Below are 19,453 nucleotides of genomic sequence, written 5' to 3'. Positions count from 1 at the left end.
CTAGCTGTCGCGGCCGCGTAGATACCGCACCGTGCGCGCCAGTGCGAGATCATCGCACGGTTCGCAGGCGGTAAGGCGGCCTTTTTCCACGCGCAGGAGAAGATCGCAGCACCGCGCCACCAGCTCCATGTCATGGGTTACTACCAAAACGGTCTTGCCCTGCCGGGCTAGGGCGTCTAGCAGGTGGGCCACCCGGTGCATGCGGCACAGGTCCAGCCCGCTGGTGGGTTCATCGAAGACGATTACCTCGCGCTCACTTAGGACTGCTGAGGCGATGGCCACGCGCTGGCGTTCGCCGCCCGAAAGCGACATCGGGTGCCGGGCCCGCTTGTCCGCGAGATCAAGTGCACCAAGCACCTCGGTAAGGCGCGCTTCGTTTTTCCCATCCGGTCCACTGGTGCCGATGATTACGTCGGACTCCACGCTCTCCCCGAAAAGCTGGTGGTTTACGTCCTGCATTACTAAATAGGACTGGCGCAGGCGCTGCCGGGGACCCGAGAGCGAGCGGTTATTGATGTCCACCACGCCGGTGGCCTTAGATTCCAGGCCAGTCAGAACGCGCACAAAGGTAGATTTTCCGGCCCCGTTGCGTCCTACCACGCCGATGACTTGTCCTTGCGGCAACTCCGTGTGGCTGATGCTCAGGGATGGCTCTGTAGCCTTGGGGTAGGTGAACTGTAGCTTTTTGAGCACCATCGTGCCACTTGAAGGGCGTGGCTCGCGGGTCACCTCGGGGACCTGCTGCGCTGAGCGCAAGCCCATGCGGTACAGTTCGGCCTTGTCTAGGGTGCGAAACTCCGAGCCGCTGAGATCATGAGCGATCTGCCCGTCCTGCATAACCAGCACTCGGTCCACGATGTCAACTAGGTAGGAAAGCCGATGCTCAGCGATCAGGACGGTGCGGCCCTGTGTCTTCCACTGCGCGACGATGCGGCGCAGCTCATCGACGGCGGCGAGGTCGAGATTTGATGATGGTTCGTCTAGTAGTAGTACCTGTGGGTGCATCGCGGCCACTGAAGCGCATGCTATTTTTTGTTTCTGGCCGCCGGAAAGTGTGAACAGGTGCCGGTCGAGGAGATGAACCATGCCGAAATCTGCGGAAAGTTCCCCAATACGCTGTCGAATCTCGTTGGGCGCCACGCCGAGGTTTTCGCAGCCAAAGGCGAGTTCGCTGGCTACTTCCAGCGTGAAAAATTGCGACTTGGGGTTTTGGAACACTGAGCCTACGCGTTCGGCGATGTCGTGTGGGTGGGCATGAGTGATGTCTTCGTCGTCCAGCAGCACCTCCCCCGAAATCTGGGCGTCGCAGAACGTGTGCGCCACGCCGTTTATCAGGCGTAGCAGGCTGGACTTACCGCAGCCTGATTCGCCACACACTAGAACTAGTTCGCCCTTCGCCACGGTGAGATTTACGTGGTGCAGCACCGGCTCCGCTGTGTTTTGACCATAGGATAGTGACACATCGTGCAGCTTTATCACGGCAGCATCACTATATTTACCAGTAGTAGGATCAGGGACACGACGAGCACGCTTATGACTATTGCGTCGCCTACGCGGAAGCCTATCTCGCACAGCGTGGTTCGTCGGCGAGGCGAGCCCAATCCGCGGGTCACTGCAGACATAGCCAGCTCGTTGCCGATGCTCACAACGGACGCCAACAGTGGCACAAAGCGGTATTCGAGCATAGCGATCGGGTTGCGCAGGCCCGAGATGCCACGCATCTGCATGGCGGTGCGGATATCGCGGTATTCCTCGAGAATCGTCGGGAAGAACCGGAACATGATGGACGTGGGGATGGTCAGGGCGTCGGGGCTCCGCATGCGCTGCATCGCGGCCATGAATTCGCTGGCCGAGACGGTGCGTAGTAGGTACCAGCAGCACGTGATGCCAGGGAGGATGAGCGAAAGCCCTGCGAACCACGTAGCGCACACGTCCACGATGATGTGGCGCTCGGGCAGGGCCTGTACCACCACCGCAGGAAAGCCGGCGAGCACCGCGAAGGTGAGTGCGTATCGCAGTGCAGCGGCCACCATGCCGGAGGCGAGGAAAAGTGCCCCGGGAACGGCAATGAGCATCCACCGGGCGGTGCTGCCCAGCGCCCCACTGGACCCGGCCGGTGAGATGAGCACCGAGGACACCACGAGGATGACCAGCACCGTGGTGCGTGGGTCCAGATGGAGTCCCGCTGTGTGCGTGCCTGATCCGGGCAAAGTGGGCGACATCAGGCGATTCCTGCTCGCTGGAAGTGCTTGGTGAAGATGCGCCGGCCGAGGATCCCGCCGAGGATCCCGCAGACGAAGGTTACTATCACAATGATGAGGAATAGCCAAGTCATCTGGCCAATAGAGGTGAGGCCATCCGCGAAACTAGCACCATATTTGGTCTGCATGCCGCTGCTCTCTATGTAGCGCCGAGTGGTGAAGAAAAGCGGAATATATGATGCGGTGGATGACACTGCTATAAAGGCATAGGCGATCACACTGTGTATTGCGCTCGTATACTTGCCGGCGCGCAAAATTAACTCGGCAAACACGGCCATGACCAAGCTGAGCAGCAGTGGCCATATGCCTAAACCAAGCAGCAGGCTGGCGAGGCCGCTGAGAAGAAGGAATATGAAGACCATGCCGGGCTTGTGCACCTTGGCCAAGAACAGCATCATCGGGATGCCCAGGATGAGGGCCTGAACGCTGGTGATCATCACGTAGGTGATGGGGGTGATGCCGATGAAGGCGATGACCACGCCGGCTACCAAGTTGATGACGAAGAAGATGCCGATGTTCATCAGGTCGGTGATGTTCAGCCGTCCTGCTTTTGCATCTTTCGGGGTGGTGTGGGGAGTACTGGGCATGATGTTTCCTTTCAGATTAGGCTGCTTGTGCGTAGCACTGGGTTGGGGGCAAGTGGCTTGTCAGGTGAGTGAAACAGGTGTGGCATGAACTCTAAATTTCGCCTTCTTCTACGTCGCTGCCGACGATGTCGGCGATCAGGTCGGACAATTCTCGGACCGTTGGATGGTTGAATACGTCACGTATGGAGATCTCTACTGACATTTCTCGACGAATCGAGTTAGTAAGCCGCACGGCCGTGAGCGAGTCGGCACCGATGGTGAAGAAGTCATCGTCGATGCTGATCTCCTTGGGCCCGAGGAGTTCTTGCAAGATGGTAATGATACCCGAATCTCGGTGATTACGAGAGCGTTCCCTTGTTTGTGGTTGTTCAAAGGTTTTTCCTTCTAAACTCTTGCGATCAATCTTGCCGTTCCAAGACCGTGGTAGCCCATCAATGCGTGATATCACGCGTGGACGCATATAGGCAGGGAGAGACTCGGCGAGGTGGTTATTGAGTGCTGCCATGTTAAAGCCCTCATGCGTAACAACGTAGAGAACAATGCCATGGTCGTTGACAGCGACGCAATCGCGGAGTTCGTTGAATTTTCGTGCTGTTGACTCGATCTCACCGAGTTCGATGCGGTAGCCGTTGACCTTAACCTGACCGTCCTCGCGCCCCAGGAAGATGATGTGACCAAGGTGATTGTAGAGGGCCTTGTCGCCCGTGCGGTACATTCGTTCGCCGGTGCGGGGGTGGGTGATGAATGATGCTGCGGTCTTCTCTGGGTCCTTCCAGTACCCCATGGCCAGGCCACGTCCGGCAATGTAAAGGTCTCCCGGCACATGCGTGGGTCGGGGGTTCAGGGCCTCATCGAGGATGTACATTCGCTGATTTGCCAGCGGCGTTCCATAGGGAATGCTGGTACGCGAGGCATCATCGACGCCTACCTCGTACCAGTTTGACCATATCGATGCCTCGGTAGCACCCCCAGCAGCGAAAACTGTGCAGTCCCGGAAGAGGGTGCTGACCTGGTAAGCGATATTTACAGGTATCCAATCTCCGCTGAGTAGTGCCGACCGTACGGAGGAACCAATGAGGCTCCGTTCGCGGAGGTGTTCCACGTACATCGAAAAAAGTGCTGGCACAGAGTTCCACAGCGTCACCGAGTGCGTAGTTACGGCATCTGCCCAGCACTGCGGATCACGTTTGTCTGCTGGAGATGGCAACACCAAGGTAGCACCCCGCGCGAACATCCCGAAGATGTCGTATACCGATAGATCGAAGTTTAGCTCTGAAATCCCCAATATCCGGTCGGTCGGAGTCACCCCGAGGCGTTCGTTGACATCGACAATCGTATTGACCGCCGACTCGTGGGTGATGGCTACTCCTTTGGGAGTGCCCGTCGTACCAGACGTGTAGATGACGTACGCAAGCGAGCTGGGTGTCGGACTCGATTCGCTTAAGGCCTGGTCACCTGGCCGATGCCGGGCGACATCGGCCAGAGTGATGACTGTGCAGTGCTCGGCTAACGCAGCGAAATCATCGTCCGGATGGTCCATCGCAACAATGGATGCACCCGCATCGTTGATGATGGAAGTGTTACGCCCCACCGGTTGGTCCACGCTCAGCGGCAAGTAGGCGCATCCGGCCTTCATTGCGCCTAGTACCGCTGCGATCTGTTGTGCGGACTTTTCCATCATGATGCCAACGAGATCACCAGGCGCCGGGTCAGTTGCAGCAATAAGCTGGGCCCACTTATCCGACTGCTCATTGAGTTGCTCGTATGTCCATTGCGTGGTGGCGTCTATCACCGCGAGGTTGTCACCATGCTCGGCAAGTCCCTTCTGATACAGCCCCAGTAGGCTCTTATCCGCTCCGGGGAGTTCCCGGTCTGTGTCGTTGATTCGATCTGCGGTGGGCGCGTTGGTCGTCGGAGCTATGGTACTGGTGGGCGCGTTCCAGAGTTCAGGGGACTCTGCGAGGTGCGAGAGAGTGGCTGTAAGGCTGGTGAAAAGCTCCGCCACCATGTCGTCGGGGAAGATCGCCTCGACCGCGTCCATATTCAGCATCAGGCCACCATCGTGTTCATAGACCTGGAGGTCCATCCATACCTGTGGCGTCTGCGATAGGCCATGATCGATTACGCCCAGGTAAGGACTCTGATCTGACTCGGGGTGCTCCACGACGCCCAGGCCACACGTGAAGACCACCGGCATGGTTACCCGAGCACCGCGTTGCTTAGTAAGCATTCGCTGCACCGACACGCCGGAGACACTGCCGTGATCGAGATTGCTGAACATGCGCCTGTGTAGCGCTGCAGCGCGGTCCCGGAACGATGGTGCACACTGGGTATCCACGCTGAGAATAGATAGGCTGGTGAAGTCGCCAACTATGTGGTCAACCTCGGGGGCGAACCGAGTGCGGTCGAACCGGGTCAGGTTGATGCTAAGTCGCGGCTCATCGCTGTACCTCGCTAGGACTTCGGCGTATACCTCGGCTAGGAATACGGCTTCGGTCATCCCCTCCTCACGTACCCGTTGCTTAATCCGGCGCCACTTCGCAGCGTCCACCAGGGCGTGGTGGCGGCAAAACTGCGAGGTATTAGCGCCGTTTGTGTCGGTCACCGGCAACTGCGGTGCAGGATAAATAGTATCCACTGCCGATTCCCAATAGGCTTGGTCACGCTTATGGATGTCGCTGTGTGACAGTTCAATCGTGGCTTCGACATAGTCTTTAAATGAATAGGGGATTGCCGGATCGAGACTGTCTACGCCGTGGTCGTAGGCCTGCTTCCACTCACGGAAAATGTGGAACATGCTCCAGCCGTCGATAAACAAGTTATCGAAACTTAAAAGCAGTCGACCCGCGTCGGGCTCGGCTACGTAGCGCACGTCAAAGCATGGCCACTGAGTGGGATCAAACTTCTGGCGGGACATTTCCTCTCGGATTTCATCGAGAGTATCCTCATTGTCGGCGTTGCCGGAGCGAATGAGGGCAATGCGGTAGCGTGGTACTTCGGGCAACACACGCTGACTCAATCCGTCCTCACACACGACGGTGCGCAGCATGGGATGGCGTTTAATCAGGGCATTGAACGCGTCTTCCACTCGCTCCGGGTCTAGGCAGGCAGTGGACATTTCAAAGTAACAGTGGCTGGAAACGTCGCCGAGTTCGATGGCTCCAGAGCTGCCGATGAGATAGGACTGCTGCACCTCAGTCAGCGGGAACGGAGCGTACTGTTCAGACCCGTGAACAATCTTGGGAAGATCCGACTGCTGGTGGGGGACTTCGGCTATCTGGTCAATTCGGGCGGCCATGTCGCGCAGCAACGGAACGTCAAAGATATTCTCTAACGGAAATTCCACGCCAAAACACTGTTCGATGGTACGGCGCAGGCGTGTTGCTGTGAGAGAATCACCACCCAAGCGAAAGTAGTCTGAGTTCACGTTGGAGCTGGTGTGCAGCAGCTCATCCCAGATATCGATGAGCCGTTTCTCGGTGGCGGTGTGCGGAAGTTCGGTGACAGCGGGCTCGTTGTCGAAGTATTCCGGCACTAATGCTGTGAGCGCTTTGCGGTCAATCTTGCCGTTGCTGGTGAGTGGAAACTTCGCTAGCTCCAGGATGCGTTTCGGTAGCATGTACTCCGGAAGGCGGGTGGCCAGTAGGTTTGTAGCCTTGGCATAGTCAGAATCGCATAGTGTGACCGATTCGTTGGAACTAGCGCGTTCGGCGATGATAAGCGCCGTCGTTTTAGTGATCTCTACATGCTCTACAGGTTTCCACCCAGTGCGCTGCAGGATTTCTTTCCAGCTGCGGGCGCTGAGTAGTACTGTACCGGTTTCGGCCCGAGCGTCCGTGGTATTGTTGGCAATAAATGCGGCGGTGATATCGGACATCGGGGAGGGGGCAGTGGGCTCTACCACCACCATCGTTGCTCCAGGGGCGCTGAGGCCCCAGGCCTCACAGAGCGTTTTCTCGATGTCCTCGCTCTGGTGCAGCGTCTGGTTGCACAGCACCAAGTCCGCCTTCGTCACTGCCTCCCCAGGAGTCGGTTGGGGCGTGCTAGTGACTCCGAGCTGGCGGTACGTGAAGGTGTTACCAACACGTTGTCCGGCATGTTCGAGGTGATGACGATAGGGATCAGCGAGCACGTATGCGCTCGTCCCCGCGATAGCCGCGTAGTCCGCAGAGGCCTCGGGCCGGCGTGACCCGATCTCAAGAATCTTGAGCTCGCTGGTTGCGTGGGTACTGCATTCACGCACAACCGCGCCGAGGACCCGGTGAACCAACCGACCCAACGGACGGGTTGCGAGGAATTGCTCCACCGACATCGAATCTGGGCTTTGGATGAACTCAGCGATACTGCGCTGCTTCTCCGCCATTACGAAGGCTTGCTCGAAGGGGGTGACAAAACGCTCTAACGCGCCGAACGACTCGTCGTCTAGAAGCAAGTCTGCGGTAGCCGGGTGTTCATCTGCTTTGCCTAGCCATGTCTGCCAGCGATTACGGTGTTCGCGGAGGTGGTTTGGGGTCCCCACGCCGGTGAGTTGCTCCTCCCAGCGTCGCATCACTGAGAAGGCATATGCGGTCTGTAAATGCTCATCGTGCTCGACGGACGTGCGGATGTCGCCCTCGGTCAGCACGTCGTTGACTTTGGCGCGCAATGACGTCGCAAACTGCTCCGGAGTAGTTCGGGCAACATGTGACGGTGTGAACTGAGCAAACGTAACCAAAGATGGTGACGATGATGCACCTTGGTGCGTGATACACACGGCACGCTCTATTGGCAGCAACGCTTCACACGCGGACTCGATCTCGCCGAGTTCGATGCGGTGGCCACGAACTTTGACTTGGTTATCCGAGCGGCCTAAAAACTCGATCGTCCCATCGGCCCAGAACCGGCCCATATCGCCTGTGCGGTACCAACGTGAGTCCTCCGAGATTACGAACTTAGTTTCGGTGAGTCCGGGGTCGCCGACATATTGTGTAGCTACGCCCAGGCCGCCAATCCACAGCTCCCCCACAGAATAATCGGGACAGTCCTGGCCATTGCTGGACACCACCCGGTACATCTGTTTGGCAAGCGGCCGACCATAGGGAATTGAGGTCCACTCGGGTGACACTACATCGAGGTCGAGACCATTGGACCAGATAGATGCCTCCGTCGCACCGCCCATAGCTAATAGGTGTGCCTGCGGGGTAACCGTGCGCATGCGCTCAGGCAGGCTGGTATCAATCCAGTCGCCAGATAGCAGAACATGGCGTATGCTGCTGAGCTTGCCCGGTGTCCGATCAGCCGCAGATAAAAGCATCTCAAACAAAGTAGGCACCGAATTCCAGATAGTTATGCCTAAACTATCCACCAGCGATACCCACTTCTTGGCGTCGCGGCGCGCATCATCTGGGATGGTTACCAGTTCGCCGCCAGCAGAAAGGAGCCCGAAGGCGTCGTACACCGAGAGATCGAAATCAAAGGAAGATACGCTTAGTAGGCGGTCTGTCGGACCAACGCCCAGGCGACGGTTGATCTCGCTAATGGTGTTCCATGCAGCACCGTGGCAAATCTCGACTCCTTTTGGTGTTCCAGTGGTCCCAGAGGTGTAGATTACATAGGCTGGGTCTTGTGGATGCAGCTGCGGAAGATTGGCTGTGCCGGTAGCGCTCGTGAAATCTACTACCTGAACTGCAGTTTCGCTCAGAACCTTATCGGGTCGGTCAGTAATCAGATGCGTTACTTGGCTTGCCCCCAAGAGAGCGGCAATACGAGATTCCGGTTGCTGTAGACTCACCGGTACATATGCTCCGCCCGCCATCATCGCGGCTAGCGCACCAATAATCTGGCGAGGACCACGCTCCACCATCACTGCAATCAAAGCGCCTCGCCCAACCCCGGAATTCACCAAAGCAGAGGCGATGGTGGTGGCTTGCTCTTCCAAATCTTGGTAGGTAATAACGTCGCCGCTTGCACTGCGAATGGCCGTGGCCTGGGGGTGGCACCGTGCAGCGGCAATCACCTCATCGACAAGGGTGGTGTCAGGCAGCCGCCAAGAGGCAACTTCGGCACGTGACGCTCGACGGGCCTGCGCTCCTGGGCTCTCTACCGGGTCTGAATGCGAGAGATCGTCGGTGATTGCCTTGTCAATCTCCATCACTAGGGTGGCGAAGAGATCGTCCAGCATCTTCTCGGGGAACAACTGTTCAACTGCGTCGCAGACGATTAGGAAGCCGTTGACGGTGGTGAAGACTTGGAGGTCAATCCACACCTGGGGGGTCTGGGAGATCATGTAGCTAATCTCTCCGAAGGTATCTATAAACTCTTGGCCAACCAGTGGGTCTCCCAGGTTGCAGGAGAACACCACGGGAGCCAAAACTTGCTCACCTCTGGAAGCACGTAGGTCTCGCAGCACCCGCACCGCCGAATACTGTGAATGTGACGAATCCTCATAGAAAGAGGCCTGTATATCCTTGAGGTCCTCGCTGAAAGTGCGGCGTGTGGACTGATCGATACTGGTGAGTGTCAGGGCGGTAAAGTCTGCGACGACATTCTTTATCGCTGTGTCTGAACCGCGGTTGAACAGAGGTACGGCCATGAGGAATTTTTTATTCTCGCTCCATTGGCCGATGGTGCGGGCGTAGGCGGTCAGCAACACCATTGCTGGGGTAGTAGCGTGGTGTTCACACACCTCACGCAAGCGCGACCAAGTTGCCGAATCGAATGATCGACTGCGGCGTACAAACCGGTGTGCTTGTTCCTCGTTGGTGCCGTGGCTCATCGGCAAGGTTGGGGCACCCGGCAACTCGGAGAGGCGATTGCGCCAGTATGCCTGGTCACGGTCGATATCGGCGACGCCTTCGCGAGCGTGTCCAGCGAGGTAGCGAGCGAAACTCCACGACGGGTCGGCGTCGGGGGCTTCACCGGTGGCGTAATGGTGGGCGAGGTCGTGCAAGATAATTTGGAAACTCTGCACATCGCACACAAGCAGGTCGATATCGAAGTGAATAACTGCTACATCCTGAGGGAGGAGGCTGACTTCTAAAGATACCACATGGCCGGTAGCTATGTCCAACAGTCGGTGCGAAAGGCGTTCGCGCGTGGATAGCAGAGCTTCTTCGCGCGTGGACTCGTCCATCTTGGTGAGGTCATGAACGAGGATGGTGGGGTGGGGCGGCTCTGGCAGCACATATTGCTTGCCATCTTCGGTGTAGCAGGCGCGCAACATCGGGTGGGAACGTAGCAGCGTCAGCCAGCTTTGTTGCAATCGGTCGATATTGATACTGCGGGATTCGACCTCTACGTAGCCGTGGGTGCCCACCCCGCCCAGTTGCTGCGAGGAATTGCGGCCAATCCAATAGGCGTATTGGACATCTGTGAGGTCAAAGGGTACGGAATCGTCGATGGGAGCGGCAAACCCATCTTTGGGGGACTCAATGGCGTCAGTGCTGTGGTTTGGTGTGGATTCTACAAGCATCTTCGCCCACTGCCTTACCGTTGGGGCGCGCATGAAATCTCCAAAGGAGACGCGGTGTCCCTGTTTCATCCAATCAGCGAGCAGACGGACTGTTGGAAGTGACTCCAGGCCGTGGGAGAGCAGGTTGTCGTCGATGCCGATTTCGGCATCTTCGCCGAGGATCTGGTGGAGCGAGGCGAGGAGTTCTTCGCGAATTTGTTCCTCTTTGATCATGGTCTTGTCCTCTCAGCTTTGTTCGGATTCACGGTCAGTAAATTGCGCTGCCGCGAGAGCACGCAGCTTTTTCTTGTCGACCTTGCCTATGTTGATCAGTGGAATTTCGTCGACAGTGATCACCTGGTCCGGCACCTTGTATCGGGCTACGCCTCGGGTGAGGAAATCATCCAGAATGGCGGAGCGGTTAACGCCTGGTTGGGCGACGATGGCTGCAACGGTGCGCTCTCCCAGTGCTCTATCTGGCATTGGGAAGACGGCTGCAGCACTAATGCCTGGAGTTCCAGACAAGAGTGTCTCGACCTCAGAAGGGGAGACGTTTTCGCCCAGGCGATTGATCTGTTCAACCACGCGCCCGCACAGCACCAGGTTGCCGTCCTCGGTAAGGTAGCCACGGTCACCGGTGCGGAAGAAACCATCCTCGGTGAAACAGTCCGGGGTATCGCGGTTTCCTTCGTAGCCGAAGAAAGTATAAGGGCCCTTTTCTAGTATCTCTCCCGGCTCGCCTCCCGGGCCATCGATTACCAACTCGTCAGCATCAGAGATGGGACGACCTTGCGTGCCAAGAATCACCGCTGGAGGGTCATCATTACGCGTGAACGTAGTGATGCCTTCACCCATGCCATAACCCTGGTGGATACGCACACCGAAACGATCCTGTATTGCCTCACCTAAGCCGTCGTTAAGCGCCGCTGCGCCAATGATAATTCGCTCCAAGGAAGAGAAATCTGCGGGAAACCACTCTGCGGCCTCCACCCACACCTGGGCTACCGCAGGAACTAGTGCAGTCAGCGTGACCCCGTGGGTCGCAATGGCCGGAAACGCCTCATCGAAGGCTGCGCTGGTGCACAGAACCACAGTGCCGCCCGAAAGCAAGGTGCCCAGAATCCCGGGCTGAGCTAAGGCGAAATCATGAGAGGTAGATAGAACCGCCAAGTATACCGTATCTGGCCCGACGCCGCAGCACTGTGCCGCCGCACGGGTGTTATATGCATACGCCTCATGTACCCGGGGAATTATTTTTGGCATGTTCGTGGTTCCGCCAGACAAAAGATTCAGCGCAACGCTGCGTGGATCCGGCCACTTAGTAGGCGGAGAACATTTGGTAGAAATCGGGGCAGTGAAGAGACCTGGCAGAACTCGGTACGAGGACTCCTTGTCGTGCGTGGGTCCGTTATCGGCCCACAGTTCTTTGAGTCCGAGCTCGCCGGGTCCCATAGCCTCTACCATGGCTACGGTGTCAAAACCGAGATGGTCGCGGCCACCGATATAAGCAACTGGGTGTAAAGACTCACACAACGCTGCAACTTCGGCCTCTCTATGCGCGGGAAGCAGCAGGGTTGGGATAGCACCCACGCGCATCAGCGCAAGCAGAGTCACCACATACGCTGCGGTGTTTGGCAGTTGCAGTAGCACGTGGTCTCCTGGCGAGAGGCCGCTTTCTCGTAGCTCCTCGGTGAACACACAAAGTGATTGCTCGAGTTGTGCGTAGGTCAGGTGTGCGTCGTCAGCGATGACAGCTACATGGTCCGAATAAATCTCGGATGATTCGAACAGTTCCTGGCACAGGCTTTTTCGGGCCAGGTGGCCGGTGCCTTCGTAATGCTTCAACACACTGTTGCGGTCGATATCGCGCCCTCTCATGCAAACTCCAAATCAATCGTGCCTGTGCCGGAACGGCAGGTGAGGCCGCCGTCGACACCAACGTGCTTACAAATGCTTAATGTCTTCTCACTGGCCGCAAAATCGATGTCGGTTATGTGGGTAATCCCGTTAGGATGCGGGGTGCTGCGATGGGTATCAATGGCAAAGGGGGTCACGAAAAGCGGGATCGCCCAGTCGTCGGGTGACAGACACCAGCAGGCGAGCCGTCTGCCAGCGGGATCCTTGCGGGAGAACGGGATTGTCAGGCTCTTGGTTTGATGAGAATCAAAAATCTCCTTTATGTGGTCAAATTCCTTGCGCTGCGCCTCCAGTACCACCCGTGAGTACCCCTGTGACATGGTGGCGAATCTGTCATAGGAGTCGACGAATTTTCCATTGCCAGTAAGGTGTAAAAGTTGGCGGAAAAACGGTGGTACGTCGGCTCGCTCTCGTATCTCCAGGTAGGGACCCTCGCAGAAATAAATAAGCGCGCTTGCAGCGTTTTTCTGTTGTCCTGGTTCAACGTCAAAGCCGCGCGAACGGAAGTAATTAATTGAGTTCTCTAGGTCGTCTGCTTTATAGATAATGTGTCCCACATTAGCCATTTCGTTGTTCCCTCTCCGTGAAGAACGGAAGTAGTGAGGGTACGTTCTCCTGTAGCAGGCAGGTGGCATGAGAACCGGCCACGGCATGTATCTGCAGGTTGCCGAGCACGGTCGCTGGCCAATCGATGTCTCCGCCTAGGCTCGGGTAAAAACCAGTTACACCTTCGGTAGGCTGCAGTACGACTACATCACCGAAATAGACATCGGGGACGTAGTCGATGGTTCCGAGTAACGAATGCCGGAAGACATCGTATAGGATGTCCAGCATCCCGCGAGTGGACTCGGAGTCTGTGTCGAATTCACGGATGCTTCGGTAGATGAGTTTGCGGCGCGCCCTGGGACTCAACACCGCCATCTTTTGGAAGAATTCCCCGATATCTGCGTATGGGCCTTCAAGGGTACACAGTTCTTCGTCACTGATATTGCGGTTGATGCCATCACGGGTGTGCTCCAGGGCTGCTGCGAGGGTTTTGAGGTCGAAGTTCGCCCCCATTGCACTTAGGTCAGCGTTGAAAATGCACCCATAGGCGAGCTCACACAGCAGTTCATTAGTGACCCGGTGCGGGCACTGGTGGGTGCTGATGCAAGTTACCTGGCGCACGTCGCGGCCGAGTTCGGTGAGCGCCTTCGCGGTCTCCAGCGCTAACATACCGCCAATGCAGTAGCCGACCAACTGATAAGATTCCATATCCAACTCATCAAGTTCCTGGGCGTAGCTCTGGGCCAGATCCCTGATCAGCGTACGGGTTGTGTAGTCCAGGAATCGATCTGCGTCACCAGCGGTAAAACCAACGTGGGCAATCTCTGGCTGGCGTTGAAGCAGTTCGGGCATCAAGAACTCGTAGTCCTTCAGGCGGCCAGTGCCAGCGTGGATCATCACGCGGCAGAACGTTGCGTCCTTCGGCAATCGGTATACATGCAGATTTGAAGACCCAGTTGGAGAGCCACTGGCTACAGTAGACAGAGCAGTCAGTTCAGGGGAGGTATGATTAGCAGAATTAACGGCTTTTAATGCTTCGGGTTGACAGCTACTTCCTGCAGCCTGTGCTAGCGCGGAAATGCCTGCGATGGTTGGCACCTTGAGTACGCCACGCATAAGGGCGTCCCACGTGTGCTGCTGTAGGCCAGGTATTTCTTGGCGGAGCCGGGTTACCGTTTCGGCCATGAGCAGTGAGTCACCCCCAAGCGCATAGAAGTCATCATTGCGCCCAACCTCCGTGGTGTCGAGGACATCGCGCCAGATAGTCGCTATCTGCTCTTCCGTTTCGTTGCGTGGAGGATCGATCCGGTTGTTGGGGCTTCCCACCGGTTCTAAGCAGAGTTGCGCTAGGGCCTTGCGGTCTACCTTGCCATTTGAGGTTAACGGCAATTCCGGTAGTACATTGACGGAAGCCGGAACCATGTAACCCGGTAGGTGAGCACGCAGGTAGCCCAGAATGTCTTCACTGTTGAGCGTGGGGACATCGTCGTCATCGGCACCAACGATGATGAGTCGTTGCCCGCATTCGCGCAACGGGTCACTAGTGTTTGGGTACTCCGCGATGCGGTGCATCTGGGTATCCCTGAAGACCTGATCCCACTGCGCGTCCTCGATGAACACCTTGTGTGATTCCGCACGGTGGTCCGTGAAATCAACCAGATTCATCTTGATGGACACCGAGATAAGGGCTGCGTAAAGTTCAGTGATCGGCTCTACTATGACGATCACGCCCCCGGGGCGGCGCAGCTGCTTTAAGCGGGTGAATGACTCCTCGATATTTACTGAATTATGCAGTACGTTGGCGCACAAAATGATGTCGTAACCGCCGAACTCTACATCTTGCGATGTGCAGTCTGAGTTCATATCAAACAGGCCATAGGTCATGGCACCACAATGCGCGAACATTTTTTGGGCTTTATGTAGGAAGAATGTCGAAATATCGGTGAAGCGGTATTCGATTACGTTCTCGGGGAGTCGGCTAACAATTTTTTCCGTCGTAGCACCTATGCCAGCGCCGACCTCGAGGATCCTTACCGGATGATCAGCGTGGTGCTCGGCAATGCCGATCACTGCCTCTGCGGCCGCAGCATTCATCGCCTTGCTAATGCGGTTTTCGCCGTAAATGGTGCGGGCGTTATGGGTATCTCCCTCCGGGAAGAACACCTCGGTGGGACTGATCTCTCCGCGCAACTGGGAAAGAAGCGCCTCAGCTGCGTGCCGTTGGTAATTGAATAATTCCTTACTGTTATTGATTTCCGCTTCCATGTCGCCGAACTGATCCCAGGCCTCTCCGAACACGAAGAAGTCCAGGGTCTGTTGGCTGACAGTCCAACCCTCATCATCCTTAGTGGCTAAGCCTTCTCCAGTCAGAATATTGAGCCAACGGGTTATGAGTTCGCGATACTCTTCGGAGGGATGGATCGCCGCGGTGATTTCCGTAAGAGTGTGGTGTTTTCCTGCAACGAGGAAAACACCGGCTTGTTGGAAAGCCGCGAGCAAAGCAGCCATCGCGGCTTCGTTTCCCAGCCGCATCCATGTGGCAAATATTCCCGTGTCAAGGCTCGTATCTGCAGGTGTCCAGCGCTGCTCAAGCATTGTACGGAGCTCCGAGTTTCTGATTTGCCCAGCATCCTTGAGCTCATCTTTGTCGCTCTGTGCATCAGTGACGAAAGCATGTAGTTTAATTGGGTCACTGGTTTCCTGGGCGAGTACTATAGCGCGTTCGACGAAGTCGTTGGATTCGAGGACTCCTTCTATCTCGCCGGTTTCCACTCGATAGCCGTTGATTTTTAGTTGATTGTCCCGACGGCCGTGAAACTCGATTACGCCGTCTGGGCGGTAGCTTCCTATATCCCCGGTAGCGTACATACGTGTGCCATGCTTTTCGGAAAAGAAAAATTTCTCTGCTGTGGAGGTTGGATCGTTGAGGTAACCGGTGGCTAGGCTTTCCCCGGAAATATGGATTTGCCCTCGCACCCAGTCCGGACACTCATTGCAGGCCTCGTCGAGCACCCACATTCCTTGGTTGGGTAACGCGGTACCATATGGTATGCTAGTTTCATTTGTGTGACAGGTCATCGGGTGGAAAATCGACCATATTCCGCCCTCCGTGGCGCCGCCGAGGCTGATGAGTTCAGCATTAGGGAAGTGGGGTGCAGCATGCGCTGGGAGAGTGCCCGGGATCCTGTCTCCGGACAGCATAACCAGGTCTAGGCTGAGGATGTTCGGGTGACGGGTCACCTCTACCTCTCGCACAAGCATTTGGAACAGTGCAGGAACAGAGTTCCAGGTATCGACGTTGTTATCAACAAGGAAATCGATCCATTTGCTGGGGTTTCGCGATTCCTCGTCTAACGGCAGGACCAAAGTGCCACCGCTTGCGAAGGTACCGAAGATGTCATACACGGATAAGTCAAAGGATAACTTCGATACCCCCAATACCGTGCGTCTTTTATTTCGGCCGAGGAGATTGTTCACGCTATCTATGGTGTTCATTGCAGCCGAGTGCGTAACGACAACACCTTTTGGAATTCCGGTGCTGCCTGAGGTGAAGATGATGTAGGCGGTTTCGGTGGGGGAAACCGGTGAGGCTATGGTGCCACTGTACTGTATCGGGCTGAGAGTATCGACGTTGATGTTGGAGATATCGGTATTTTCTTCGGAGAAATGAGAATTAGTGATGACGTTGGCAGGACGACACGCTTCTATCATTGAACGTTGGCGGATTGCGGGTTGCTCGTGATCGATCGGCACGTAGGCTGCACCAGTTGATACCACGGCAACAGCGGCAGCTATTTGCCATACTCCGTTACCTAGGACGATGGCAATGTAATCTCCGGGACCGACATCAGAGAGCTCATGCTGTAATGCCCCGACGTAGCCAGCCAGATGTTGGTAGCTGTAGGTTTTTCCGCCACACACCAGCGCTGGCTGGTGTGGGTGCTGCTGGACGTTATCCCAAAACCCGTCGTGGAGGCATCGGGTGGTCTGCTGTACGTGGGTTTTGTGAATGCGGTTACGGATGGCGATCGTCTTATCGGGCAAGTGGACTGAATCAGTTTCCTGCCACGCCGAACCGTCGTCGACCAGGCGATCGAGTAGGTCGGTAAATGACTCCCACATGTCGTCGATCAACGCCGGTTCAAAGACGTCCTCTCGCACGTCCCAGTTGACGTTGCAAGAGCCTCCGTCCTGGAATGCCTGACAGTCAATCCATACCTGCGGCGTTCGGCTTACGCCGGAGACAAGGTTGTAGGCCGGACCATTGTTGTGCGGTGTGTCTGCACCCAACGCGCTGGTGAATACTACCGGGATTACCGCGGGCTGCCCGGTAGTGCGGGCTATATCGCGCAACACGTCAACCCCGGAATACGCAGCGTGTGATAGCTCTTCGGATAGCTGCTCCTGGGTTGCGTGCACGCGCTCACTAAAGGTTCCAGTGTGCGGATGGCAAGCATGTAGGGTCATCTCGGTAAAGTCTCCGATAATACGGTTGATTCCGGCAATGGCAGAATCTCGGTTCATCGAAGTGACATTGACGCAAAAGTCACTTGTGGAGGACCAACGGCGCAGTACATCGGCGTAGGCGGTAAGTAGCGTCGCCGAAGGAGTGACGCCGTGAGTGCTTGCTGCGTCGGTGAGCTTTGACCATGCTGCTGGCGAGCATCGCCAGGTACGCCGGGTGAAACGCACCGGCATTTCGGATGTGCGATCGGCTGAGGTCAGCGTCGGCAGTAAGGGTTTGCCGGACAACGAGGGGATGATCTCGGACCAGTACTTTTTTGCATTGGTGCGTGCAGCGAAGCCAGCGGCACTCTGGCTGTGGTGGTTACGGGAGGTGATTATATCCCGAAACGTGGTGTCCTCTAGTTCCGGTAGAACGTTACCTGCGTAGAGAGTTAGAAGTTCCTCGACCATCACCCTCACGCTTACAAAGTCGGCGATGATCATGTCCACCGAAAACTGTAGGATGCTGCATTCGTCAAATTGCAAAAGCTGGAATTCGTGCAGTGGCCAGGTGCCCAACGGGTAGCTACGGTTTTCCAATTTTGCGCGGTGACGAAGATACTCGGCGTCCGGGACATCTGGGTTGTGGCCCGCGAGGTCTACAGCTTGTAGCACCGGCAAACTGCGAGATTTAACCACCTGCAGCGAATCCGGTGGAACGACCACTGCAGAGAGCATGTCATGGCGCTGGATGAGTTCGTGCCAGGCCTGTTCAAGGCGGCTGCGATCAAGGCGTTCCGTTCGTATTTCGGCGTAGCTGTGGCACCCGGTGCCACCCAGATCATAGCCTTCGTTCTGACCGGTTGCGTATGCGCGCTGAATATCGGTCATGGGGAAGGGGGCGAACCGTGCTTGCTCATCATGCGGAACGGCCTCCCGCTCACGCAACCATGCCAAAACCTTTTCCTTATTTGACCTTAAGGCCGCGAGGTCTTCCTCGCGCAAGGAACCCTTGGGTGAACGGTAGTTGAGTCGATCGCCGTTCACCCATAGCGCTATACCGCGGGATTCAAGGTCGTTAATCAGCGCTGTGACATCCATGTTATCTCTCCTGTGTTCCGGTGGTTGGGGTTGTTTCGCTCAATGGGGGAGGTATGAGACTCCCCCAGCGGCCACATCAGACTCTCGAGACTGAGTGGTTCGGCATGCATAGCTGCTTGGACGGTACATGTGGGACCCAGTAATTGTCCGGTGCGCGCCCAGACTGCGCACAATGCCAGGAGGTATTCGGCTTCTTGCGCTTCGTTCTTGGAGCACGCCAACTTGTCATATACTTCGTTCAGAAACTCCGCAATGCCTGCAGGCCAGGTATGGTCGTAGAGGGCGACACGGGTAACGCACGGCTCGATAAGGAGATTCTCATGCAACTGTAGAGTGCTCAAACGATCATCGGCAGCAGTGCTTAGCAAGCCAGCTTGATCTCGTGGGATTGGGGTGTTTGGGTGCCAGATGATGGTTCCGTCAGTCTCGGTGAGCACCAGATTTCCGGCGTGCGTGAAAACAGTTATTCGATGCCCCACGTGAGCGAAATCGTCTGGCTTTTCTGGGTCGTTGTGATTAACCACGCGCAAGCAGAGCGGGGTTTTGCGTATCGAACCGGTGAGCGTAGTGAATATTCCGGTAACTTGGGTGTCGTCATCAAAGCTCCATGGGGTAAAACCGCCGGTAATCCTTCCGATGATATCGAGCGTTGAGAATAGAAAGTGAATGCTACATTCGGCGTCTATGTGGATGATTTTGAACTGCCTGGTTAGTGTTGTTGCGATTTCCAAGTACCGGGATATGGTTGGATTCCAGCGGTAGAAGGTGTTGAGCTTGAACTGCACGTTATTTTTCGCTGCCATCCGGTAGCAATCTACAGAGTCTTTCTTGTGGATCGGGTGCTCCATCACTACATGCTTGCCACGGCTTAAAAACTCTAGGGCGAGCTGCGTGCCGGAACCGCCAACGACGCTAGATCTGACCACCACACAGGCAAGATCAAAAGCGGGGAGATCTTCGATCTTGGTACACAGAGGTACGCCTAGCTGCTCTGCCAGCCGGCGCGACTGTTCGCTGCCCTGAGATAGGATTGCTACCAGCGAAAATTTATCCGCAAGCTTTTTTATCCCGTTGATGTATATACGGCCAAATGTTGTGCCGCATACGACGACGCGTACAGTGTTCATGCGACGGGCCTTTCTAGGTTCTGAGCCGAAATACCGGGG

Annotated in this window: 8 protein-coding genes; all 8 read right to left on the bottom strand. The window is 56.3% G+C overall.

Annotated features, from left to right (window positions below):
• The 8 genes from HMPREF1287_RS07380 to HMPREF1287_RS07345 all read right to left on the bottom strand — a co-directional run bounded on the left by HMPREF1287_RS07380 (position 1) and on the right by HMPREF1287_RS07345 (position 19,414).
• A complete protein-coding gene (locus tag HMPREF1287_RS07380; protein WP_227917020.1) occupies positions 1 to 1,461 on the bottom strand; it encodes an ABC transporter ATP-binding protein in 1,461 nt (486 codons plus the stop codon).
• Between the two features lie 14 nt (positions 1,462 to 1,475).
• On the bottom strand, positions 1,476 to 2,222 hold the full coding sequence (locus HMPREF1287_RS07375) for an energy-coupling factor transporter transmembrane component T (RefSeq protein WP_014303365.1): 747 nt from the start codon (positions 2,220 to 2,222) through the stop codon (positions 1,476 to 1,478).
• On the bottom strand, positions 2,222 to 2,848 hold the full coding sequence (locus HMPREF1287_RS07370; RefSeq protein WP_023018090.1) for an MptD family putative ECF transporter S component: 627 nt from the start codon (positions 2,846 to 2,848) through the stop codon (positions 2,222 to 2,224). Before HMPREF1287_RS07370 ends, HMPREF1287_RS07375 begins: the two co-directional genes overlap by 1 nt.
• Before the next feature lie 91 nt (positions 2,849 to 2,939).
• The gene (locus tag HMPREF1287_RS07365; protein ID WP_023018089.1) at positions 2,940 to 10,511 is read right to left on the bottom strand and encodes a non-ribosomal peptide synthetase; all 7,572 of its coding nucleotides are present in this window, start codon (positions 10,509 to 10,511) and stop codon (positions 2,940 to 2,942) included.
• Between the two features lie 12 nt (positions 10,512 to 10,523).
• Positions 10,524 to 12,155, bottom strand: coding sequence for an AMP-binding protein (locus tag HMPREF1287_RS07360; RefSeq protein ID WP_023018088.1), 1,632 nt, complete (start codon positions 12,153 to 12,155; stop codon positions 10,524 to 10,526).
• Complete coding sequence (locus HMPREF1287_RS07355; RefSeq protein ID WP_014303369.1) at positions 12,152 to 12,760, bottom strand: VOC family protein; 609 nt, start codon at positions 12,758 to 12,760, stop codon at positions 12,152 to 12,154. Before HMPREF1287_RS07355 ends, HMPREF1287_RS07360 begins: the two co-directional genes overlap by 4 nt.
• Positions 12,753 to 18,287 (bottom strand): non-ribosomal peptide synthetase, encoded by a 5,535-nt coding sequence (locus HMPREF1287_RS07350; RefSeq protein WP_023018087.1) that lies wholly within the window; start codon positions 18,285 to 18,287, stop codon positions 12,753 to 12,755. Before HMPREF1287_RS07350 ends, HMPREF1287_RS07355 begins: the two co-directional genes overlap by 8 nt.
• Positions 18,269 to 19,414: a Gfo/Idh/MocA family oxidoreductase gene (locus tag HMPREF1287_RS07345; protein ID WP_014303371.1), complete on the bottom strand. Its 1,146-nt coding sequence runs from the start codon at positions 19,412 to 19,414 to the stop codon at positions 18,269 to 18,271. Before HMPREF1287_RS07345 ends, HMPREF1287_RS07350 begins: the two co-directional genes overlap by 19 nt.
• Positions 19,415 to 19,453 lie beyond the last annotated feature (39 nt).

The sequence above is a fragment of the Corynebacterium sp. KPL1986 genome, from assembly GCF_000477975.1.
Lineage (GTDB): Bacteria > Actinomycetota > Actinomycetes > Mycobacteriales > Mycobacteriaceae > Corynebacterium > Corynebacterium accolens.
This window is presented reverse-complemented; position numbering and strand designations above follow the sequence as displayed.

Excerpts from the sequence above, each read along its gene's own strand:
- HMPREF1287_RS07375 (WP_014303365.1), bottom strand. The coding sequence starts at position 2,222 with ATGTCGCCCACTTTGCCCGGATCAGGCACGCACACAGCGGGACTCCAT.
- HMPREF1287_RS07370 (WP_023018090.1), bottom strand. The coding sequence starts at position 2,848 with ATGCCCAGTACTCCCCACACCACCCCGAAAGATGCAAAAGCAGGACGG.
- HMPREF1287_RS07365 (WP_023018089.1), bottom strand. The coding sequence starts at position 10,511 with ATGATCAAAGAGGAACAAATTCGCGAAGAACTCCTCGCCTCGCTCCAC.
- HMPREF1287_RS07360 (WP_023018088.1), bottom strand. The coding sequence starts at position 12,155 with ATGAGAGGGCGCGATATCGACCGCAACAGTGTGTTGAAGCATTACGAA.
- HMPREF1287_RS07355 (WP_014303369.1), bottom strand. The coding sequence starts at position 12,760 with ATGGCTAATGTGGGACACATTATCTATAAAGCAGACGACCTAGAGAAC.
- HMPREF1287_RS07350 (WP_023018087.1), bottom strand. The coding sequence starts at position 18,287 with ATGGATGTCACAGCGCTGATTAACGACCTTGAATCCCGCGGTATAGCG.
- HMPREF1287_RS07345 (WP_014303371.1), bottom strand. The coding sequence starts at position 19,414 with ATGAACACTGTACGCGTCGTCGTATGCGGCACAACATTTGGCCGTATA.